This is a genomic window from Promicromonospora sp. NPDC060271 (assembly GCF_042726755.1).
Classification (GTDB): Bacteria; Actinomycetota; Actinomycetes; order Actinomycetales; family Cellulomonadaceae; genus Promicromonospora.
Genome location: NZ_JBHXBG010000031.1, coordinates 18207 through 36918, shown reverse-complemented (window position 1 = coordinate 36918; position 18712 = coordinate 18207). Strand labels below are relative to the sequence as shown.

19 protein-coding genes are annotated in these 18712 nt (G+C 74.3%); 3 read left to right on the top strand and 16 right to left on the bottom strand.

Translation table 11 applies throughout. The annotated features are described in order from the left end of the window. Positions 1–287: 287 nt before the first annotated feature. From ACFWE2_RS07540 to ACFWE2_RS07515, 6 genes are read right to left on the bottom strand one after another with little or no spacing between them, the layout of a single operon-like run. The gene (locus tag ACFWE2_RS07540; RefSeq protein ID WP_377223595.1) at positions 288–2069 is read right to left on the bottom strand and encodes an ABC transporter ATP-binding protein; all 1782 of its coding nucleotides are present in this window, start codon (positions 2067–2069) and stop codon (positions 288–290) included. Next, entirely contained in the window at positions 2066–3709 is a 1644-nt protein-coding gene (locus ACFWE2_RS07535) for an ABC transporter ATP-binding protein (RefSeq protein ID WP_377223594.1), read from the bottom strand. The genes ACFWE2_RS07540 and ACFWE2_RS07535 overlap by 4 nt, the downstream gene beginning before the upstream one ends. Beyond that, positions 3706–4563: an ABC transporter ATP-binding protein gene (locus ACFWE2_RS07530; protein ID WP_377223593.1), complete on the bottom strand. Its 858-nt coding sequence runs from the start codon at positions 4561–4563 to the stop codon at positions 3706–3708. Before ACFWE2_RS07530 ends, ACFWE2_RS07535 begins: the two co-directional genes overlap by 4 nt. Further along, a complete protein-coding gene (locus tag ACFWE2_RS07525) occupies positions 4560–5606 on the bottom strand; it encodes a FecCD family ABC transporter permease (RefSeq protein ID WP_377223592.1) in 1047 nt (348 codons plus the stop codon). Before ACFWE2_RS07525 ends, ACFWE2_RS07530 begins: the two co-directional genes overlap by 4 nt. Further along, positions 5603–6628, bottom strand: coding sequence for a FecCD family ABC transporter permease (locus ACFWE2_RS07520; RefSeq protein WP_377223591.1), 1026 nt, complete (start codon positions 6626–6628; stop codon positions 5603–5605). The genes ACFWE2_RS07525 and ACFWE2_RS07520 overlap by 4 nt, the downstream gene beginning before the upstream one ends. Continuing rightward, positions 6628–7665, bottom strand: coding sequence for an ABC transporter substrate-binding protein (locus ACFWE2_RS07515; RefSeq protein ID WP_377223590.1), 1038 nt, complete (start codon positions 7663–7665; stop codon positions 6628–6630). The genes ACFWE2_RS07520 and ACFWE2_RS07515 overlap by 1 nt, the downstream gene beginning before the upstream one ends. A gap of 131 nt (positions 7666–7796) precedes the next feature. Between ACFWE2_RS07515 and ACFWE2_RS07510 the strand changes: the two genes are divergently transcribed. Further along, positions 7797–8615 carry a helix-turn-helix domain-containing protein gene (locus tag ACFWE2_RS07510; RefSeq protein ID WP_377223589.1) on the top strand — a complete coding sequence of 273 codons (819 nt, stop codon included), beginning with the start codon at positions 7797–7799 and terminating at the stop codon, positions 8613–8615. Between the two features lie 53 nt (positions 8616–8668). Here the strand turns inward: ACFWE2_RS07510 and ACFWE2_RS07505 are convergent, their stop codons facing one another. The 8 genes from ACFWE2_RS07505 to ACFWE2_RS07470 form a co-directional block, all read right to left on the bottom strand. Beyond that, a complete protein-coding gene (locus ACFWE2_RS07505; protein WP_377223588.1) occupies positions 8669–9601 on the bottom strand; it encodes a DNA-3-methyladenine glycosylase family protein in 933 nt (310 codons plus the stop codon). 12 nt (positions 9602–9613) lie between these two features. Continuing rightward, the gene (locus ACFWE2_RS07500; RefSeq protein WP_377223587.1) at positions 9614–10327 is read right to left on the bottom strand and encodes an esterase/lipase family protein; all 714 of its coding nucleotides are present in this window, start codon (positions 10325–10327) and stop codon (positions 9614–9616) included. Beyond that, the gene (locus tag ACFWE2_RS07495; RefSeq protein WP_377223586.1) at positions 10324–11109 is read right to left on the bottom strand and encodes an alpha/beta fold hydrolase; all 786 of its coding nucleotides are present in this window, start codon (positions 11107–11109) and stop codon (positions 10324–10326) included. The genes ACFWE2_RS07500 and ACFWE2_RS07495 overlap by 4 nt, the downstream gene beginning before the upstream one ends. 29 nt (positions 11110–11138) lie before the next feature. After that, entirely contained in the window at positions 11139–11444 is a 306-nt protein-coding gene (locus ACFWE2_RS07490) for a CDGSH iron-sulfur domain-containing protein (protein WP_377223585.1), read from the bottom strand. Between the two features lie 10 nt (positions 11445–11454). Continuing rightward, positions 11455–12615: a YihY/virulence factor BrkB family protein gene (locus ACFWE2_RS07485; RefSeq protein WP_377223584.1), complete on the bottom strand. Its 1161-nt coding sequence runs from the start codon at positions 12613–12615 to the stop codon at positions 11455–11457. A 69-nt stretch (positions 12616–12684) separates the two neighbouring features. Further along, on the bottom strand, positions 12685–13323 hold the full coding sequence (locus ACFWE2_RS07480) for a DUF3618 domain-containing protein (protein WP_377223583.1): 639 nt from the start codon (positions 13321–13323) through the stop codon (positions 12685–12687). After that, on the bottom strand, positions 13320–13766 hold the full coding sequence (locus ACFWE2_RS07475; protein ID WP_377223582.1) for a phage holin family protein: 447 nt from the start codon (positions 13764–13766) through the stop codon (positions 13320–13322). The genes ACFWE2_RS07480 and ACFWE2_RS07475 overlap by 4 nt, the downstream gene beginning before the upstream one ends. Continuing rightward, positions 13750–14571, bottom strand: coding sequence for a hypothetical protein (locus ACFWE2_RS07470; protein WP_377223581.1), 822 nt, complete (start codon positions 14569–14571; stop codon positions 13750–13752). The genes ACFWE2_RS07475 and ACFWE2_RS07470 overlap by 17 nt, the downstream gene beginning before the upstream one ends. A 242-nt stretch (positions 14572–14813) precedes the next feature. Here ACFWE2_RS07470 and ACFWE2_RS07465 point away from each other — a divergent pair, with 242 nt between their 5' ends. Continuing rightward, on the top strand, positions 14814–16001 hold the full coding sequence (locus ACFWE2_RS07465) for an iron-containing redox enzyme family protein (protein WP_377223580.1): 1188 nt from the start codon (positions 14814–14816) through the stop codon (positions 15999–16001). 119 nt (positions 16002–16120) lie between these two features. After that, positions 16121–16897 carry a PAS and ANTAR domain-containing protein gene (locus tag ACFWE2_RS07460; RefSeq protein ID WP_377223579.1) on the top strand — a complete coding sequence of 259 codons (777 nt, stop codon included), beginning with the start codon at positions 16121–16123 and terminating at the stop codon, positions 16895–16897. Here ACFWE2_RS07460 and ACFWE2_RS07455 read toward each other — a convergent pair. Together ACFWE2_RS07455 and ACFWE2_RS07450 are read right to left on the bottom strand one after the other, a co-directional pair. Beyond that, positions 16852–18135: an MFS transporter gene (locus ACFWE2_RS07455; RefSeq protein WP_377223578.1), complete on the bottom strand. Its 1284-nt coding sequence runs from the start codon at positions 18133–18135 to the stop codon at positions 16852–16854. The two genes, ACFWE2_RS07460 and ACFWE2_RS07455, sit on opposite strands and share 46 nt — an antisense overlap. 195 nt (positions 18136–18330) lie before the next feature. Continuing rightward, a complete protein-coding gene (locus ACFWE2_RS07450; protein WP_377223577.1) occupies positions 18331–18552 on the bottom strand; it encodes a hypothetical protein in 222 nt (73 codons plus the stop codon). Positions 18553–18712: the final 160 nt, after the last annotated feature.

The following is an 18712-nucleotide window of genomic DNA, read 5'->3' as shown; positions in this document are numbered from 1 at the left end:
CGGCAGTTTGCATCGAGATCGGTCCGGCGCTGTGCCGACTTCGATGCAAACTGCCGACCTCGGTCAGGTGCGCCAGCGGGGTGCCGACCTCGGCGCGGGCGACTTCGGTCCCTTGCATCCGGCGTATCGCGACTTCGGTCCTTTGCCCTCAGATCGGTCATTCAACCGACCGATCTCGGAGCAAGAGACCGAAGTCACCAGCACCGGGCCAGCAAGAGACCGAAGTCACCGACGCCGGGCCAGCAAAGGACCGAAGTCAGCCCAGCAGCACACGCAAGGGACCGAACTCAGTCCCGGTGCCGGCGCCAGGCCTCCCACAGCCGGGCATAACCGCGGCCCGAGGCCAGGAGCTCCGCGTGTGTGCCCTCCTCCGCGATGCGGCCGCGCTCCAGCACGACCACCCGGTCCGCCGCGGCGGCCTGGCTCAGCCGGTGCGCGACGACGAGAGCGGTGCGCCCACCGATCACCGCCTGGGCCGCCCGCTCGAGGCGGCCGGCGTCGCTCGAGCCGGCCTCGGCGGTGGCCTCGTCGAGGATCGCGACGCCGGGATCGGCCAGCAGCACCCGGGCCAGGGCGAGCTGCTGCGCCTCGGCGGGGGTGAGCGCGGAACCGTCGAGGCGGGTGTCGAGGCCGTCCGGGAGGCGGTCCAGGAGCCCCTCGGCGCCCACGACGCCGAGGGCGTGCCGCAGTGCTGCGTCGCCGGCGTCCGGCCGGGCGAGGGTGAGGTTGTCGCGCAGGCTGGCGTCGAACACGTGCACCTCCTGCGTGACGAGCACGACGCCGCCCGGGGTCTCGACGGCGCCGGACGTCGCGCCGTGCACGCCCGCCGCGAGCGCCGCGAGCGTGCTCTTGCCCGCGCCTGACGCGCCGACGACGGCAACCGTCTCGCCCGGCGCGACCCGGAGGTCGACGTCGGCGAGGACCGGGTGGCCGGGCGAGTACGAGTGGCCGACGCCGCGCAGGCCGAGCCCGGCACCGTCCAAGGCGCGCGGCCGCGAGCGGAGGTCGTTCGAACCGTCCCCGCGCCCGGCGCCGTCAGGGGCGCGACGCCGCGAGCGGGCGTCGTCCCCGCCGGCGTCCCCGCGCCCGGCCTCGACGACCCCGGTGATCCGTGCGAGCGACGCCAGCGCCGACTGCAGGTCGTCGATCACGAACAGCAGCGCGCCGATGGGGTTGAACAGGCGCAGGAACAGCAGCATGGCCGCCGTCGTGCCGCCGATGGTGCCTCCGCCGTCCCGCACGACGAAGAACCCGACGACGAGGAGCGCCGTCATGCCCGCGAGCTCGGCGGCGTTGATCCGCCCCGAGAACGCGTTCTGGACGGCGCGGGCGTGCATGGTCCACCGCACCACGGCCCAGGACGCCGCGCGGATCCGCACCAGGTGCCGGCCGGACAGGTCGAAGGCGCGCACCGTCTCGATGCCCCGGAGCGAGTCGAGCAGGTGCTGCGCGCGGTGCGCCATGGCGGCGCGTTCGCCCGCGTACAACCGCGGGGCTCCCCGCAGGTACCTGCGCACGGCGAGCACGTGCACGGGCACGATGACCAGCAGCGCCAGGGCGTAGCGCGGGTCGATCACCGCCATCCCGCCGAACGTGACGACGATCGTGAAGAGCGACCCGGTGAGTGCGGGCACGACGGCGGGGATCGCCGCGGCGACCTCGGCGACGTCGTCCCCCGCGCGGGAGACGAGGTCGCCGGTCCCTGCACGCTCGACCTGCGCCTGGGGCAGCCGCAGCGCGGCCGTGACCATGTCCTCGCGCAGGCGGGCGAGCATCCCCTCGAGCAGGCGGGACGCCCCGATCATGCCGACGGCGGCGAGCACCGCGCCGACCACCACGGAGCCGGCCATGACCGCGCCGGCGATCCAGACGGTGCGCGCCTCCCCGCCGGCGGTGACAGCGTCGACCACGCGGCCGATCGCGAGCGACGGCAGGACCCCGGCCGCCGCGGTGGCGACGAAGACGACCACCAGCCCGGCGAGCCGCCAGCCGCGGCGGTCCAGGGCGCGCCACATCTCGCGCAGCACCGTGCGCCCGTCGGCGACGGGCAGGCTGTGGTCAGTGCTCATCGGCGCTCCCCCGTTGCTGCGAGCTCTGGCACGACGTCGACCACCCGGTCCGCGACCTGCAGCAACGCCGGGGAACGCGTGACGAGCACGGTCCGCCGGCCCGCGCGCACGCGGCGCAGCCCGTCGGCGATGGCGGCCTCGGTGACGGCGTCGACGGCGGTCGTCGGATCGTGCAGGACGAGCAGCGGGGCGTCCGTGGCGAGCGCGCGGGCGAGCGCCACCCGCTGCCGCTGGCCGCCCGAGAGGGACGCGCCGCCCTCGCCCACCGGAGTGTCCCAGCCGTGGGTGAGGATCTCGGCGAGCTCCCCGCAGCCCGCTGCGTCCAGCGCCGCGGCGACCCGGTCGGTGTCGGCCCCGGGGAGCGCGACGTTCTCGCGCACCGTGCCGGCGAACAGGTGGGCCTCGTGCGGCACGACGAGCGCGTCGGGCCGTGCGCCGCGGATCGTGTCGAGCAGGGCCCGGGCGGTGCGTGCGTCGGCGGCCACGGCGACGAGCTCCCCGCCGGGCACGTCCTGAGCGAGCTCGGCCGCTACGCGCTCAGCCACCGCGCGCTCGGCCACCGGCCCGTCCGCGGCAGCGGCGTCGACCCCTTGCACAGGCCCGGGCTCCTCCCGCAGCAGCTCGAGGAGTCGCGCCGCCGACGCGTTGGCCGACGCCCACAGCGTGCCGGCGTTGCGGGCGAGCGACTGCAGCGGCTCCAGGAGGAACTGCGTGAGCCCGACGACCGTGACCAGCTCGACGATCCCGATGGTGCCCCGCACGGCGAGGATGCCCGCCGCGACCGTGATCGCCGTGACGAACAGCCCGGTGGTGAGATCCATGGTGCCGACGAACAGGCCCTCGGCCCGGCGCGCCCGCAGGGTGCTCCTGAGCGCCACGCCGCTCGCGCGCCGGTAGCGGCGTCCCGCCTCGGCCTCGGCGTGGACGCCCTTGAGCACCCGGTAGCCGGACATGAGGTCGGCGGCCTCGCCCGCTGCTGCGGCGGCGGCCTCCTGCTCGTCGCCGCTGCGACGGCGCAGCGACCCGCCGGTCCGGTCGGTGAGCCACAGGACCGCCGGCGCGCCGAGCAGGACGGCGAGGCCGAGCGGCCACGAGATGACCAGCAGCACCGTCCCGCCGAAGACGACCGCCGCGAGCTGCCCCACGGGGTACACGCCGATCGCGACCGCGGAGGAGAGCCGGCTCACGTCGGAGGTCGCCAGCGAGAGCGCGACCCCCGGCGACGCCGAGGCGCCGCGCGACGGCGCCCTGGTGAGCAGGTGCGCGCTCACCGTCGAACGGAGCTGGTGCTGCACGACCAGCGTGCCGAGCTCGGCGAGCCGGGAGCCGAACCGCCAGGAGAACGACAGCAGCGCGAAGTCCGCGGCGAGCAGCGCGACCCACAGCACGAGCTGCGCGGCGTCGCCGGTGCTGACCGCCCGCTCGATGGCGACCCCCATGAGCACCGGGACGAGCGCCTCGCCGAGCTGATGGGTGATGCTCAGGGCCGCGGCGGGCACCGTGTACCGGCGCGCGCCGGTCATGACGCACAGGGTGAGGCGGCGGGGCGTCGTGCGCTCGTCGACGCGGATCTCACGCGTGCGCACGGGTTCGGCGGGCGTCCGCGGCCAGGTCCGGTCCCGGCCGGTACGGTGGCTCATCGGGCACCCCGCCGGTCCCGGGAGCGCCCGACGGGTGTCACCGACGGCGTACCGGTGACCGGGTCGGGCACGACGACGCAGGGCAGCCCGAACACCTCCTCGACCAGCTCGGCGGTCACGATCTCGGCGGGCGGGCCCTGGGCGACCACGGCGCCGTCGCGCATGGCGATGAGGTGGGTGCCGTAGCGGGCCGCCTGGTTGAGGTCGTGCAGCACGGTCACGAGGGTGCGGCCGTCGGAGTTGAGGTCGGCGAGCAGCTCCATGAGCTCGATCTGGTGGGCGATGTCGAGGAACGTCGTGGGCTCGTCCAGCAGCAGGAGCGGGGTCTCCTGCGCGAGCACCATGGCCACCCAGACCCGCTGCCGCTGGCCGCCGGAGAGCTCGTCGACGAGGCGGCCCGACAGCTCGGTCACGCCCGTCGCCTCCATCGCGGCGTGGACCGCCTGCTCGTCGGCGGGCGACCACTGCCGGATCATGCTCTGGTGCGGGTGCCGGCCGCGGGCGACGAGGTCGGCGACGGTGATGCCGTCGGGCGCGAGCGAGGACTGCGGGAGCAGGCCGAGCACCCGGGCGACCTCCTTGGCGCGGTACGACGAGATGGCCCGCCCGTCGAGCACCACCTGTCCGGCGCTGGGCGGGAGCAGCCGCGACAGCGCGCGCAGGAGCGTCGACTTACCGCACGCGTTGGGGCCGACGATCATCGTGAACGAGCCGTCGGGGATCTCGACGGACAGCTCCCGCGAGATCACCCGCTTGTCGTAGCCGAGCGTGATGGCGTCGGCGTGCAGGCGGTTGCCGGTGACGGTCGCCGTGCCGGACTGGCTGGTGCCGGACTGGCTGGTTTCGGTGTTCATGGTCGCTTCCGTGCTTCGCGGACGAGGAGCCAGACGAGGTAGCCGCCGCCGACGACGATCGTGACGATGCCCACCGGCAGCGGCTGCGGGAGAAGGTGCTGCGCGACGACGTCGGACACCACGAGGACCAGGGCGCCGAGGAGGCCCGCGGGGACGAGCGCCGTACCGGCGGAGCCGGTCAGGCGCCGGGCGATCTGGGGTGCCGCGAGCGCCACGAAGGCGATGGGTCCCGCGAACGCGGTGACGGCGGCGGTGAGTGCGACGCCGCTCAGGACGAGCGCGAGCCGGACGGGTTCGGCCCGGATGCCGAGCGCGCGGGCCGCGTCGTCGCCGAGCTCGAGCTGGCGCATGGGGGCGGCGAGCCCGCCGATGAACAGGAGCACGACGGCGACGAGGAGCACCGACGGGAGCGCCTCGGCCCAGCCGATCCGGCCCAGCGAACCCGCACCCCAGATGGCGGCGGTCATCGCGATCTCGAGGCGTGCGCGCAGCACGAGGAGGGTCGAGACGGCGCCCAGCATCGCCGACAGGCCGATGCCCACGACGATCAGGCGGAAGCCCTGGATGCCGTCCCGGTAGGCGAGCAGGTAGACCAGCGCCGCCGCGACCAGGCCGCCGACGAGCGCGCCGCCCGCGACGAGGTACGTGCCGCCCCCGAGGACGATGATGACGAGCAGTGCGCCCGTGTACGAGCCGGCCGAGAGCCCGATGATGTCGGGGCTGGCGAGCGGGTTGCGGGTGAGCGACTGGAAGAGCCCGCCGGAGACGCCGAGCGCCGCGCCGAACACGACGGCGGCGAGCACGCGTGGGGCGCGCCACTCGAGGACGACGGTCGAGACGATGCCGCTCTGCTGGCCGGCGAACGCGAGGAGCACGTCGCGGACGGTCAGCGGCAGGTCGCCGAGGCAGAGCGCCACGAGCGCCCCGGCGAGCGTCGCGACGAGGAGCAGGGCGCTCACGACCACTGTGCGGACGTGGAGGCGCAGGGAGAAGCCGCCCCAGCGGACGACCGCCACCCGGGCGCCGAAGTCGATGGCGGTCACAGGGCGCTCGCCGTCCGCCGTCGGACCAGAGCGATGAGCACCGGGGCGCCGACGAACGCCGTCACGATCCCGACGGGCACCTCGCCGGGCCAGAGGACGACGCGGCCCACGACGTCGGACACGAGCAGCACGACCGGGGCGAGCACCGCCGAGTACGGGAGGATCCAGCGCTGGTCGGGGCCGACCAGCCACCGGGCGACGTGCGGCACCATGAGGCCGACGAAGCCGATGGGTCCGGCGACGGCGGTCGCGGCGCCGGCGAGCAGGGTGATGCCGGTGACCGCGAGCGCGCGGGTGAGGCCGACGTGCGTGCCGAGCGCCGAGGCGAGGTCGTCGCCGAGCCCGAGCGCGTTGAGGGAGCGGGCGCAGACCAGCGCGATGACGAGCCCCGCGCCGACCACCGGGACGGCGGGCAGGACGACGTCGAGGTCGCGCTCGACGAACGTGCCTGCCGCCCAGCCGCGCATCTGGTTGAAGGTGACCGGGTCCAGCAGGGTGATGGCGGTGGTGACGCCGGAGAGCACCGCGGCGACCGCGACTCCCGCGAGCGTGAGGCGCACCGGGTCGGCGCTGCGGCCGGCCGCGCCGATGAACAGCACGACCACGGTCGCGACGAGGGCGCCGACGAAGGCGAAGCCGAGGTGCTGCGCGGGCAGGCGGGTGCCGAACAGCGCTATGCCGCACGCGACGCCGAGGGACGCTCCGGCGTTCACGCCGAGGATGCCCGGGTCGCCGAGGGGGTTGCGGGTGAACGCCTGGATGAGCGCGCCCGAGACGCCGAGGGCCGCGCCGACGACCACGGCGGCGAGCGTGCGCGGGAGGCGCAGCTCGAGGACTATCCGGTCGACGTCGGACCCGGTGGGCGCCACCAGCGCCTGCAGGATCTCGGCGGGGAAGAGCTGCCTGGAGCCCACCATGACGCTCAGCAGCGCCGCCACGGCGAGGGCCGCCAGGGCGACGGCGAGCCCCGCCGCCCGGCGGCGCTGCAGCCGCGGGGTGGCGGCGGCGGTCGTGCGGCTCATCACCCCTCGGTGCTGCGCGGGGCCTCGCCGGCGACAGCGCTCTCCAGGCGGGGCAGCAGCTCCTCGAGGACGTGCTTCTGGCTCAGCGGCGTCAGGAAGTAGATGGCGCCGGCGAGCTCGCCGTCGGTGTAGATCGCCCGGTTCTCCTCGACCGCCGGCAGCGTCGACAGGGTGCCGAAGTCCAGCAGGCCGTCGATGGCGTCCGGCTCCTCGGTCGCGAAGACCACGACGTCGGCCTCCAGCAGGCCCGTGTTCTCCGCCGAGATCTGCGCCTGCACGCCCTCCTCGGGCGCGTACTCCTCGAGTCCCGGCGTGATGGTGAACCCGAGGTCCGTGAGGAAGTCGGTGTTCAGGCCCTCCGGGTAGACCCACAGGTTGCCCTCCCAGGCAGCGCCCTGCGAGAACGTCGCGGTGAGGTCGGCGAACTCGGGGTGTGCCGCAGCGGCTTCGACGTAGGCGGCCTCGACGCCGTCGATCAGGTCCTCACCCTCCGCGGAGCGGCCGACGGCCGCGGCGACGACGCGGGTCTGCTCCTGCCAGCTCGAGAAGTACGGCTCCGAACCCTCGACGCTCGCGACGGTCGGTGCGATCTCGGAGAGCTTGTCGTACGTGTCCTGCTCGAGGCCGGCGTTGGTGCCGACGATCAGGTCGGGCCGCAGCGACGCGATCTTCTCGTACTCGAAGCCGTCGGTGGTGGTGAGCACCTCGGGCTCGGCGTCGCCGAGCAGGTCGACGGCCCAGGGCCACACGGCGTAGGGCTGCTCGCCGTACCACTCGGTGGTCGCGACGGGGGTGACGCCCAGCTCCAGCAGGATGTCCTGCTCGGTGAGGCCGACCACGACCACCCGCTGCGGCTCCGCCTCGATCGTCGTCTCGCCGAACTGGTGCTCGACCGTCACCGGGAACGTGTCGCTCGGCTCCGTCGTGTAGTTCGGGTTCTCGGTGGTCGCGTCCGACGACGTGCACGCGGACAGGGCGGCGGCGAGCGTCAGCGTCAGGGAGGCTGCGACGACGCGGTGCGAAGGCTTGAGGTTCATGAGATCTTTCGGCCGTTATGGCGGATTGGGCGGGGTCAGATTAGCCTTACCTAACCTGGTGCACCATGGCGCTCAGCGGACACGACTACCTTCGAAGGGACATCGGCATGTCGGTTGTGGAACATTCGGCGGTGGATGCCGTGCCCGTCGGCGCGGTCGATGCCGTTGAGGAGACATCGGCGATGTTCACGGTCTCCCGCGATGTCCTGGGCACGGGCAGCCGGTTCGAGCGGCACTCCCACCAGGAGGACCAGGTCGCGTGGCTCGTGTCGGGCTCGGTCGAGCTGGAGGTGGTCGGCGAACGCTGGCACCTGCGGCGCGACCACCTGATGTGGATCCCTGCCGGCACCATGCACGAGATGGTCTTCCCCGAGGGTGCGGAGATCATCAGCCTCTACGTCGACCCGCTCCTGCGGCCCGACGGCGACTGGTCGACACCGCGGACGCTCGCGTCCGATCCCCTGGTGGGGGCGCTCATGCTGCACCTCACGGAGGGTGTGCCGACCCCGCGGCGGCGCGCGCTGTGCCGTCGTCTGCTCGCGGAGGTCCTCTGCGACCTCGCGGTGGTGCGCGACGTGGTGGCGCTCCCCCGCGACCCGCGGGCGCGCGCCGTCGCCGCTCGGCTCCTCGAGGACCCGGCGGACGGTCGTGAGCTGGAGGCCTGGGCCGCCGAGCTCGGGGTGAGCACCAAGACGTTGGCCCGCGCCTTCGTGCATGGCACCGGGTCCACGTTCCGCGACTGGCGGGTGCACGCGCGGCTGCACGCCGCGACGCGACACCTCGCCGAGGGCGCGGCCGTGCAGGTGGCGGCGCACCAGGTCGGCTACACGTCGGTGAGCAGCTTCATCGCCGCGTTCCGCCGGCGGTTCGGCGTGACCCCCGCGCGGTACGCGGCCGACCTGAGCCGTCCGGCCGCAGGGGCTACCGCAGGTGCCACGAGCGCACCGTGAGGGGCGCAAGAACCCAGCGCAGAGACCCCCGGCAACCCGGCAACAACTACCGCTCAGAACGCCCGGTAGTCCGCGATCGGCGTCTTCGGCCCCCGACGGGGTGCCTTGGCCCGCCCGTCGATCATGAGCAGCCGGACCACCCGGTGCCGGTGCGGGGCGTACGGCGCCAGCAGCCGCAGCATCCCTGCGTCGTCGGTGCGTTCGCCGGACAGCGCCCAGCCGACCGCCGCCGGCAGGTGGAAGTCGCCGACGGAGACGGCGTCCGCGTCGCCGAAGGCGCGCTGCGCCACCTCCGCCGACGTCCACACCCCCACGCCCTGAACCTTCTCGAGCCGTGCGCGAGCCTCGGCGGGCGCCATCGCGCACGCCTCCTCGAGGCGCGGCGCCACCAGGGCACACCGCATCACCGTGCGGGCGCGTCCGGGGTCGACGCCGGCGCGGTGCCAGTCCCACACCGGCACCCGCGTCCAGGTCAGCGCGTCGGGAACCACCCGCAACCCGCCCCGCAGCCCCTCGGGCGACGGGCCCGGCGCCCGGGTGCCGTACCGCCGCACGAGCCACTGCCACGCCCGGTGGGCCGTCACGGTCTGCACGCGCTGCTCCAGCACCGCCGGCACGAGGGCCTCCAGCACCCGGCCGCTGCGCACCATCCGCATCCCGGCAGCCCGCCGGTGGGCGTCGCGGACCTGTGGCGGCGGCGCGAAGTCCGTGACGTCGTCGTCCTCGCCGAGCAGCGTCGGCAGCGCGTCGGCGGCCTCCCGCGCGCCGTCACCCCAGAGCTGCACCACCACCTCGTGCGGGCCTGCGGGCACGAACCGCTGTGTCACCGGGCCCGTGGCCAGCAGCGACGTCCGCCAGACCGACCCGTCCGCCGCCCGGTGGAACGTCGGGTCCGCGGGCCCGTGCCCCAGCGGTCCGAGCGTCAGGGCGACGTCGGTCCGGCGCGGCGAGCTGTGGCGGACGGTGAGCACGTCCCAGTTGACCACGTGCGGCCCGGCTCACCGAACCGCACGCTCCGACTCCACCCGCGCCACCTCGCGCACCACCGTCACGACGAGCAGCGGGTGCCCCAGCGGCCGGAAGTGTCCCGACAGCGGCAGCTCGACGTTCCGCGCGCCCTCCAGCCGTCCGGTCTCGGGGATGTGCGGGTCGAACCGCGGGTAGACGGCGGTGATGCACTCGTTGACGAGCAGCTCCCCGGCGAGGGCCAGCAGCACCGGGTCGCGGGGGTCGAACGACCGCAGTGACCGCGAGAGCATGTACCGCGCCCAGCGGGAGCCCGTGAACGGCGTCGCGACCGCGACCATGCCGAGCACCCGGTCGCTCACCGCGGAGAGCAGGACCCGCTTGCCGATGAGGCCGCCCTTGCTGTGCGCGACGAGCACGACACCGCTCAGCCCGGTCCGCTCCAGGTGCTCGACCACGACGTCGGCCGACTCGGGGACCGGCCGGGCGTTGTACCCGAGGCCGGGGACCGCGTGGACCGGGTGGCCCGCACGGGCCAGCGCAGCGGCAACGGGCTGCAGGAACTCCCAGGTCTCGTAGATGCCGGGCAGGAGCAGGACGGGCGCGCGCGATCCCGGTGCCGCGGCGGGCAGCCGCGGCCGCCGGACGAGATGACGCAGCTGCCGCTCGGCGGCCCACGCGTAGTCGGCGCCCCACGCCACGAGCCGGGCGAGCGTTCCGTCGGGCGAGCGCCGTCGTTCGCTCACCCGATGCCCCGTTCCGCCGCCCGCCAGGCCTCGAGCACCGTCTCGGCGACGCCCGCGGGGTCCACGTCCATGGCATGGTGCCTGCCGCGCACCGTGCGGTGCGCCCCGACCGGGGCGCGCGCCGCGAGCAGCTCGACCCAGTGGGCCGGCGCTACCGGGTCGCGCGCGCCGCGCACCACGACGACCGGCACGGTGGCGCGGGGCAGGACCTCCTCGAGCCGGTGGTCGACGACGTGGCGCAGCTGCCCGAGGTAGTACGGCACGCTGCACCGCACCAGCGCGTCGACGATCAGCACGCCGACCGTGCGCGGTGGCTCACCGACGGCATCCACCGCCAGGCGCACCGCCTGGCGGGGGATGGTGCGCGTGCCGGGCTCCGCCGTCGGGCCGACGAGGACGCCCGCGCTCGCGACGCCGGGCTGGTCCGCGAGCATCTGCCCCACCACCTGGGCACCCATCGAGTGGCCGACGACGACCGGCGCGGGCAGCCCCACGTCGAGCACGTACTCCCGGATGTACCGCGCGACGGCGCTCGCGTGCTCGGCGACGGTGACGTCCCTGCGCAGGTGCGGCGACGTGCCGAAGCCGGGCAGGTCCACCGCGTGCACCTCACCCTGCTCCACGAGGTGGCCGGCGAGCTTGGCGTACGCGCGCGACGACGATCCCACCCCGTGCACGAGGACGACGGCCCGGGCCGCGCCGGGCAGCGCCCACACGTGCCCGACGACGGTCAGGTCGCCGTCCTCGGACCGGTTCGTCCGTTGCGAGATGGTGTCGGGCATACGGTCAGCATGGCCGAACACCCGTCGACTCACCTGCCGCTTCCGCCGCGCGGACGCCGTGGTCCACCGGGGCCGGGCGGCGTCTGGTCCGTCGAGCGGTAGCCGTTGACCTTGTGCGTCCCGTCGCACCACGGTGCGATGGCGCTGCCGCCGCAGCGGCACAGGGCCACGGTGGCCCGACGGCGCTCCACGGGTTCGCCGTCGGGGCCGAGGATCGTCGCCGGGCCGCGCAGCAGCAGCGGCCCGTCGGGGCACGCCGTGACCGTGACCTCCGGGGCGGCGCCGCCGGTCGCCTCCTGCGCACGGGCTGCCAGGGACTCGTCGAACGTCGTCATGCGGTCTCCTTCAGGCTCGGTGGTCGGTGCGGTCGTCCCGCTCGGCGTCGTCCTTGCCGGCGCCGTCCCGCTCGGCGGCGAGCCGCAGCTCCCGGCCGCGCTCCACCTCCTTGCGATGCTTCGCCTCCCGCTTCTCGCTCGCGCGGGCGTCCTTGGGTGGCAGCTGCACCGTCTCCTCCGCTGCGATGCCGCCCTGGAGCTCGCGGCCCCGCTCCAGCTCCGCGTCCAGCTCCGCGCCGAACAGCAGCGCGAGGTTCGTGATCCAGAGCCACAGGAGGAACACGATGATCCCGGCGAGCGACCCGTACGTGGCGTCGTAGCTGGCGAACGTCGCCACGTACAGCGCGAACGCCGCGGACGCGAGCACCCACACGAGGATCGCGACGAACGCACCGACGCTCAGCCAGCGCATCTTCGGCTGCCGCACGTTCGGGGTGACGTGGTAGAGGATCGCCACCAGGACCACGACGAGCAGCAGGACCACCGGCCACTTGGCGATGCCCCAGACGGTCACGGCGGTCGAACCGAGCCCGACGGCGTCCCCGACGGCCTGCGCGACTGGCCCGCTGAGCGCCACCGCAGCCACGATCAACGCGGCTATGACGACGGCCACGAGGGTGACCAGCAGCATCACGGGGCGGAGCTTCCAGACCGGCCGGCCCTCGTCGACCTCGTAGATCCGGTTCATCGCACGTCCGAAGGCGCCGACGTAGCCGGAGGCGGACCACAGGGCCAGCACCACACCGAGGAGGAGGGCGAACCCGGCCTTGCCGCCGCCGCCGGCGGCGTTCTGGACGAGCGGTTCGACCACGGACAGCACGTCGGGCGGCAGGACGCCGTCCATCGTGCCGATCACGCGCTCGACCGCCTGGCCTCCGTTGCCCACGAGACCGAGCACCGAGACCAGTGCGAGCAGCGCAGGTGCCGCGGCGAGCACCGCGTAGTAGGTCAACGCCGCGGCCAGGTCCGTGCACTGGTCGCGCGAGAACTGCCGCACGCTGTTCCGCAGGACGTACGTCCACGTCCTGCCGTGCAGCGCCGGCGGCGACTCCGGCTTGCGCCGGTCGTCGGGTGCCGGAGCGTCGGTCCGCTCCGCCGTGTCGGTCCGGCCTGCTGTGTCGGTCCCGTTGGCCGCGCCGGTCCGGGCCATCGCGTCATCGCTGTCGCTCATGTCATCTCCCAGGACGAAGGCCGGCCGGTGCCGACCGGTAGCACCGGCCGGCACCGACCGAGGGCAGGGTCAGCCGTTCCCGGTCACCCGCGAGCGGACGTCGGCAGCGGCCTCCCGCCCGTGCTGCCCGACCTGCTGCGCTGCATCCTTCGCGGCGTCCCGGACGGCCTCCATGCTCTCCCTCGCCGGCTCCTCGAGGTCGTGCACGACCTCGCTCGCGGTCGACTTGATGTCGTCGACCAGCGGCGCCGCCTTCTCCTTGGCGGCGGCCGCCGCGCGCTGCTCGGCGCGGGTCGTGGGGAGCAGCGACGCGACCACGAGCCCGACGCCGAAGGCCACCAGGCCGACGGCGAGCGGGTTGCCCTGCGTCCGCTCCCGCACCGCACGCGGCGCCGACCGCACGGACTCGGCGGCGGACGAGGCGGTGTGCCGGGCCGAGTCGGCGACCGATGACGCCTTCTCGCGCCCCCGGTCCGCCAGGTCGTGCGTCGCGCCGCCCACGGAGCCCCCCACGGAGTCCATGGTGTCGTGCGCCTTGCCCATCACCCGCTCCTTGACGTCGGTCACGCGCTCCCGGACCTTCTCCCTCTGCCGCTCCACGATGTGGCTGGGCGTCACCCGGTCCCCGAGCGTGTCGACGTCATGGCTCAGCTCCGCGCGCGTGCGCTCGATGTTCTCCCGGATCTCGTTGGGATCGCTGGTGCTCATGAGTTCCTCTCCTCGTGTCCCTTGAGTGCGTCGGGGATCTTCTTGACCGAGTCGGCGGTCTGCGGCAGCCCCTCCACCGCCTTGAGCTCGCTGCGCCCGCGTGCGGCGAGCACCGCGGCGACCACTGCCCAGACGAGGGCGACGACCAGCGCGGACCAGCCGCCGCCGATCGCGCTGCCGAGCGCCCACCACAGGGCGAGCGACAGGAACAGCAGGACCATGTGGCCCGCCACCCCCGCGCCGCCGAACATCCCGGCGCCCTTCCCCGCGCGCTTGGCGGACTGCGCCGCCTCGGCTTTCGCGAGCTCGATCTCCTGCCGGATCAGCGTCGAGAGGTCCCGGCTGACCTCGCTGACCAGCTCACCGATGCTCCGGTCGTCCCGGCCGGTGGTGGTCTGCGGTGCCGCGCTGGACGCGGCGAACGGGTCACGGGAACTCGACATCGCGCTCACCCCCGAGGGTCTGCGGTCGGGTGGTCTGCGGCTGGACGCCGTCGGCGGCCGGCGACGCGAAGGCCGGCGGCGGCTCGCTCACGCTCGTGGCGGGCGACGAGCCGACGTCGTACCCGGCCGCCGCACCGGCACTGCCGGTCGCGACGCCGCTGTACGCCTCGCCGCCGGACGCCTCCGCGCCAGAGGCATCGCCGCTCGGCGCATCCTTCGCACCGCGCAGGAACCTCCCGACGAGCAGGCCGGCACCCGCCGCCATCAGGATGAACAGGCCCGGCCGGCGCCTGGCGAAGTCCTCGACCTCGTGCAGGACGTCGCCGGGCTCGCGGTCCTCGAACCACTGCGCGACGTGGCCGGTGGCGTCCCCGGCACGCTGGACCAGGTCCGTCGCGTAGCCCGGGTCCTGGGTCCCGCTGGACATCTGCGTCAGCTCGTCCCCCAGCGCGCGGAGCCCGCCCGCGAGGTGCTGCTGCTGCGACGCCACCTGCGAGCCGAGCTCGTTCCTCGTGCGGTCGAGCAGCCCACGCGTGCGGTCGCCCGCCTCGTGGGCGACGTCGCGCGCCCGCTCCTTCGCGTCGCGAACCGTCTCGCGGCCCGCCTCACCCAGCTGAGACGCCGCCGCGCCGGCCCGTTCCTTGACGCCCGCCGTCTCCGTGCCGGTCTGCTCCGTGCCGGTCTGTTCCGTGCCGGTCGGCTCGGTGCCGGCCTGCTCCGTGCCGACGCCGCCTGCTTCGCGACCGGGTTCCCAGGTCCGCTGCGAACCTGCCCCCGTACCGTACGGAATGTCCGTTCCACTCATGTCGGACTCCTGTCGTCGTCCTCCTCGCCCGAGTGCGACCGGGCGGGGCGAGCACGAGCCTCGGCGGGTCCGTGCTCCACCGGTGCGGCCTCTTCCTGACCTCGGCCCCAACGTAGGACGGTGAGTCGCACTCGCAACCCGAAGCCGGTCCGGGTGCACACCTCGCGAGTCGGCAGCATCATGCGCACTATGGGCGCGGCGTCGAGGAGAGGCGCAGCCTGTGCGCGACGAGGAGCCTCCACATGACCTCTACCCCTGTGCGGGACCACACCTCCACCGACGACGCCGACGGACGTGCGGCGCATGCCACGTCCGAGCCACCCGCGCCGCCCGCCGCACGTACGGCCGGCCGCCTTCCCCTGCCCCGACCGCGCGGTCCGGTGAGCGCCGCGCTGGTCGCCGCGCTCGCGGCTGGACCGCCCACCGGCGACGTCCACGCCCGGCTGGAGCCGCTGCGCGCCGCGGCCGGCGACGCGCTGCGCGATACCGAGCGCACCGACCCCGCCGACGAGCTCGCCGTCCTGCACGACGGGGACCTGCAGCTCACCCTCACCCTCCTGTACGAGCTGCACCACCGCGGCGTCGACGGCGTCGACGACGCGTGGGAGTGGGAACCGTCGCTGCTCGCGGTGCGGGAGTCGCTCGAGCGCCCGTTCGAGGGCGCGGTCCGGGCCCGCGCCGGCCGGCCCGTCTGCGAGGAGACCGACGCCGCCGGCGTCGCGAGGCGGCTGTTCGACCTCGCAGCGGCCGACGACAGCCCCAGCCTCTCGCGGTACCTCGCCCGGCACGCCACCGCCGAGCAGGCCCGCGAGTTCCTGGCCCTGCGGTCGATCTACCAGCTCATGGAGGCCGACCCCCACACGTGGGCGATCCCCCGGCTGCACGGCACGCCGAAGGCCGCGCTCGTGGAGATCCAGGCCGACGAGTACGGCGGCGGCCGGCCGGGCTACCTGCACTCCGAGCTCTTCGCCGCCACGATGCGCCGCGCCGGGCTCGACGACACCTACGGCGCCTACCTCGACGTCGTGCCGACGCCGGTGCTCGTCTCGCTGAACACCATGTCGCTCTTCGCGCTGCACCGGCGCCTGAGGGGCGCGATCGTCGGCCACCTCGCCGCGTACGAGATCACGTCGTCGATCCCGAGCCGCCTGTACAGCACGGGCTTCCGGCGCCTCGGGTACGACGCCGGCACGACGCGGTACTTCGACGAGCACGTGGAGGCGGACGCGGTGCACGAGCAGATCGCCGCGCGCGACCTCGCGGGCAGGCTCGTCGAGCAGGATCCCGCGATCCGCGACGACGTCCTCCTCGGAGCCGCGGCCTGCCTGGCCATCGAGGGCGACGTCGGCGCGTACGCGCTCGGCCGCTGGGAAGAGGGTGCGTCAGCCCTGCTCGCGCCCCTGGAGGACACGACTCCCACAGGGGCCTGACCTGCGGTTTCGAGGGGGTCCTTGAGACCCCGACTGTCCGAATCGTCCGAACCCCTCTATACTCTGAGACTCGGGGTCATGAAGCGGCTCCAGGTCCGCAGGGGATCTGGGAGGTTCATATGTCAACCGTCACTCAGCTCGAGACGGACTTCGCCGAAGTGGCCGGGAACGACGCCGGAGCCAGCCCGCAGGGCTTTTCCGCGGCAGATCTGACCCGCGCCCTCGGCCTGGGCACCAACCTTCTGGTCGGCCGGTACAGCGTCGACCTTGCCTCCGGCACCTGGTGGTGGTCCGACGAGGTCTACACCATGCACGGATGGAAGCAGAACGAGATCGAGCCGGGCCTCGAGGCGCTTCGCTCCCGCAAGCACCCCGACGACCGGACCCGCGTGGTCCGGGCCGCCGGAGAGGCCCTTCGACTCGGCAGGCCGTTCGCGTGCGCGCACCGGATCGTGGACCGGAGCGGCCGGACCAGGTCCGTCGTCGTCACCGGTCAGGGCTCGCAGAGCGCGCACAGCCGGTCGCCGCAGCTGGTGGGTTACGTCGTCGACGTCACGCCGGTCCAGAAGGAGGCGCTCGACCGCCGGTCGGAGTCCGTGGTGAACCGCGCCTTCGTCAGTCAGGCGACGATCGAGCAGGTCAAGGGTGTCATCGTGGCGGTGCGAGGGGTCGACGAGGCCAAGGCGACGGAGATCCTGGTCAGCGCCGCACGGAACGCCGGCGTATCCCTTCGCCTGGCGGCAGAGCAGGTGATGGCGGCGCTCCAGGCACGGGGCGACGGCGCGATCGCGACACCGGACGTCCTGGACGAGGCGTTCGCCGCCGTCCACCCGGTCAGCCGGCCGCGGGGTCACGACCCCCTGCTGACCCGGCGGCCGCGCCGTACTAAGAGCTGACTCAGGGCTGATCCGGCCGGGCGACCTGGCCGGGCAACCTGGCCGCGCACCCGGTCGAGCACCCGGCCGAGCAGCACGGACAGGACCACGAGGAGCAGCCCGGCGACGGGCGCGAGGAGGAGCGCCGCCGACGCGTCCCACGTGTCGGCGGCGCGCCCCGCCAGGGCCGCCGCGAGCGCCGATCCCGCCGCGCTCGCGGAGTTGTTCCAGGTGAACGCCTGGGTGAGCGCCGTGGGCCGGACGGCCCGCTCGGTCAGGACGGTCAGCAGCACGAGGGTCGGCGGGATCGCGGCCTCCGTGAGCACTACTGCGGCGCCGAGCCACAGCGCTGACGGCGCGAGGGGCAGCAGTGCCGCGGTCGCCGTCAGGTAGATCGTGGCGAGCACGAGCTGGCGGTGGGCCGGGGTGGGGTGCTTGCGCAGCCCGTAGAGCCAGCCGCCGAGCAGTCCGCTGAGGCTCGCGGCGGCGATGATCGGCGTGGCGACGGCGGGGGTGCCCTGGCCGACGGCGAACGCGGTGACCGCGACGCCCATGGTGCCGAAGTACAGCCCGATCGCGAGGTTGAGCAGGGCGAGGAGGAGGAACGCCGGCCGGAGCAGGCCGGACCGTTCACGCGGCTCGCCCTCGGTGCGCGCGCGGGCCGCGGGCGGCGCGGTGCGACGCTGGACGGCCAGCGCCGCACCCCCGCCGAGGACCAGGGTCGCGGCGAGGGCCGTGGCCGGCGCCGGGTGCCCTGCCGCGCCGAGCGCGGTGACCAGCACCGGGCCGAGGAGGAAAGCGGTGGCGTTGGCCAGCGACTCCAGGGAGAAGGCGCTGGGCAGCTCCTCCGCCCGGTCGGCCCGCAGCAGGTGTGCCCAGCGTGCGGCGGACAGGGCGCCGAGCTGTGGCACCGCGGTGCCGGCGCAGGTGGCTGCGACGACCGCGGCGGCGGGCGTCGTCGACAGGAGCAGGCCGGCTACCGCCGCGCCGTGCCCGAGAAGGTAGAACGGCAGCGTGCGGGTCTGGCCGAACCGGTCGATCAGCCGGGCCAGGTGCGGGCCGACCAGGGCCTCGGCCAGGGCGAACCCGGCCGCGGCGAGGCCCGCCGTCGCGTAGGAGCCGGTGCGGTCGTGCAGCAGCCAGACGAGACCGAGGCCCGTCATGGCGATGCCGACGCGGCCGAGCGCGGCGGCCAGGTAGAAGGCGGCTGCGCCGGGTGTGCGCAGCAGGGGGCCGTAACCGGTGGCGGCTCGGGTCATAGGGTGTCCTCGGCGCCGCCCGGCGGGACGGGCCACCGAGGTGGCCGGCGTCTGACTGCCGCACCGGGCGGGGTGACGCGGCCCAGGACAAGGCGGACCTGGACGAGTTGCTCGAACCTAGCAGTCCGGCCGGCTTGTCTACGAGCCGCGCCGGCGCGCCCGGCGGGGTGCCGGGCGCGCCTTCGGGTCACGCCGCTAGCTGATGTGGTTGAACATCCCCCAGCCGTTGCCGATCTGGCGGGCCGCACCGTAGGGGTCGCCGTTGCCACGCTCGATGTTGTCCGGGTACAACCACAGGGTTCCATCGCTCCTGCGACCCACGAGGTCGGCGTACCCGTCGCCGGTGACGTCGGCTCCGACTATCGCGTTGATCGTGTTCCAACCGTTGCCGATCTGCCGCGCGGCGTTGTAGGGCACGCCGTCGTCACGGACAGCGTGTTCATGCGATCTCCTCAGCTCAGGTGTGGACGGCGACCCGGTCCGGCCGGGCGCCGCGCTCCTGAACCTACGGACAGGCGATTGAAGGATGCTTGAGAAATACTTGAATGAACTTTGGTAGAAAGCTGAGTGTACTCAG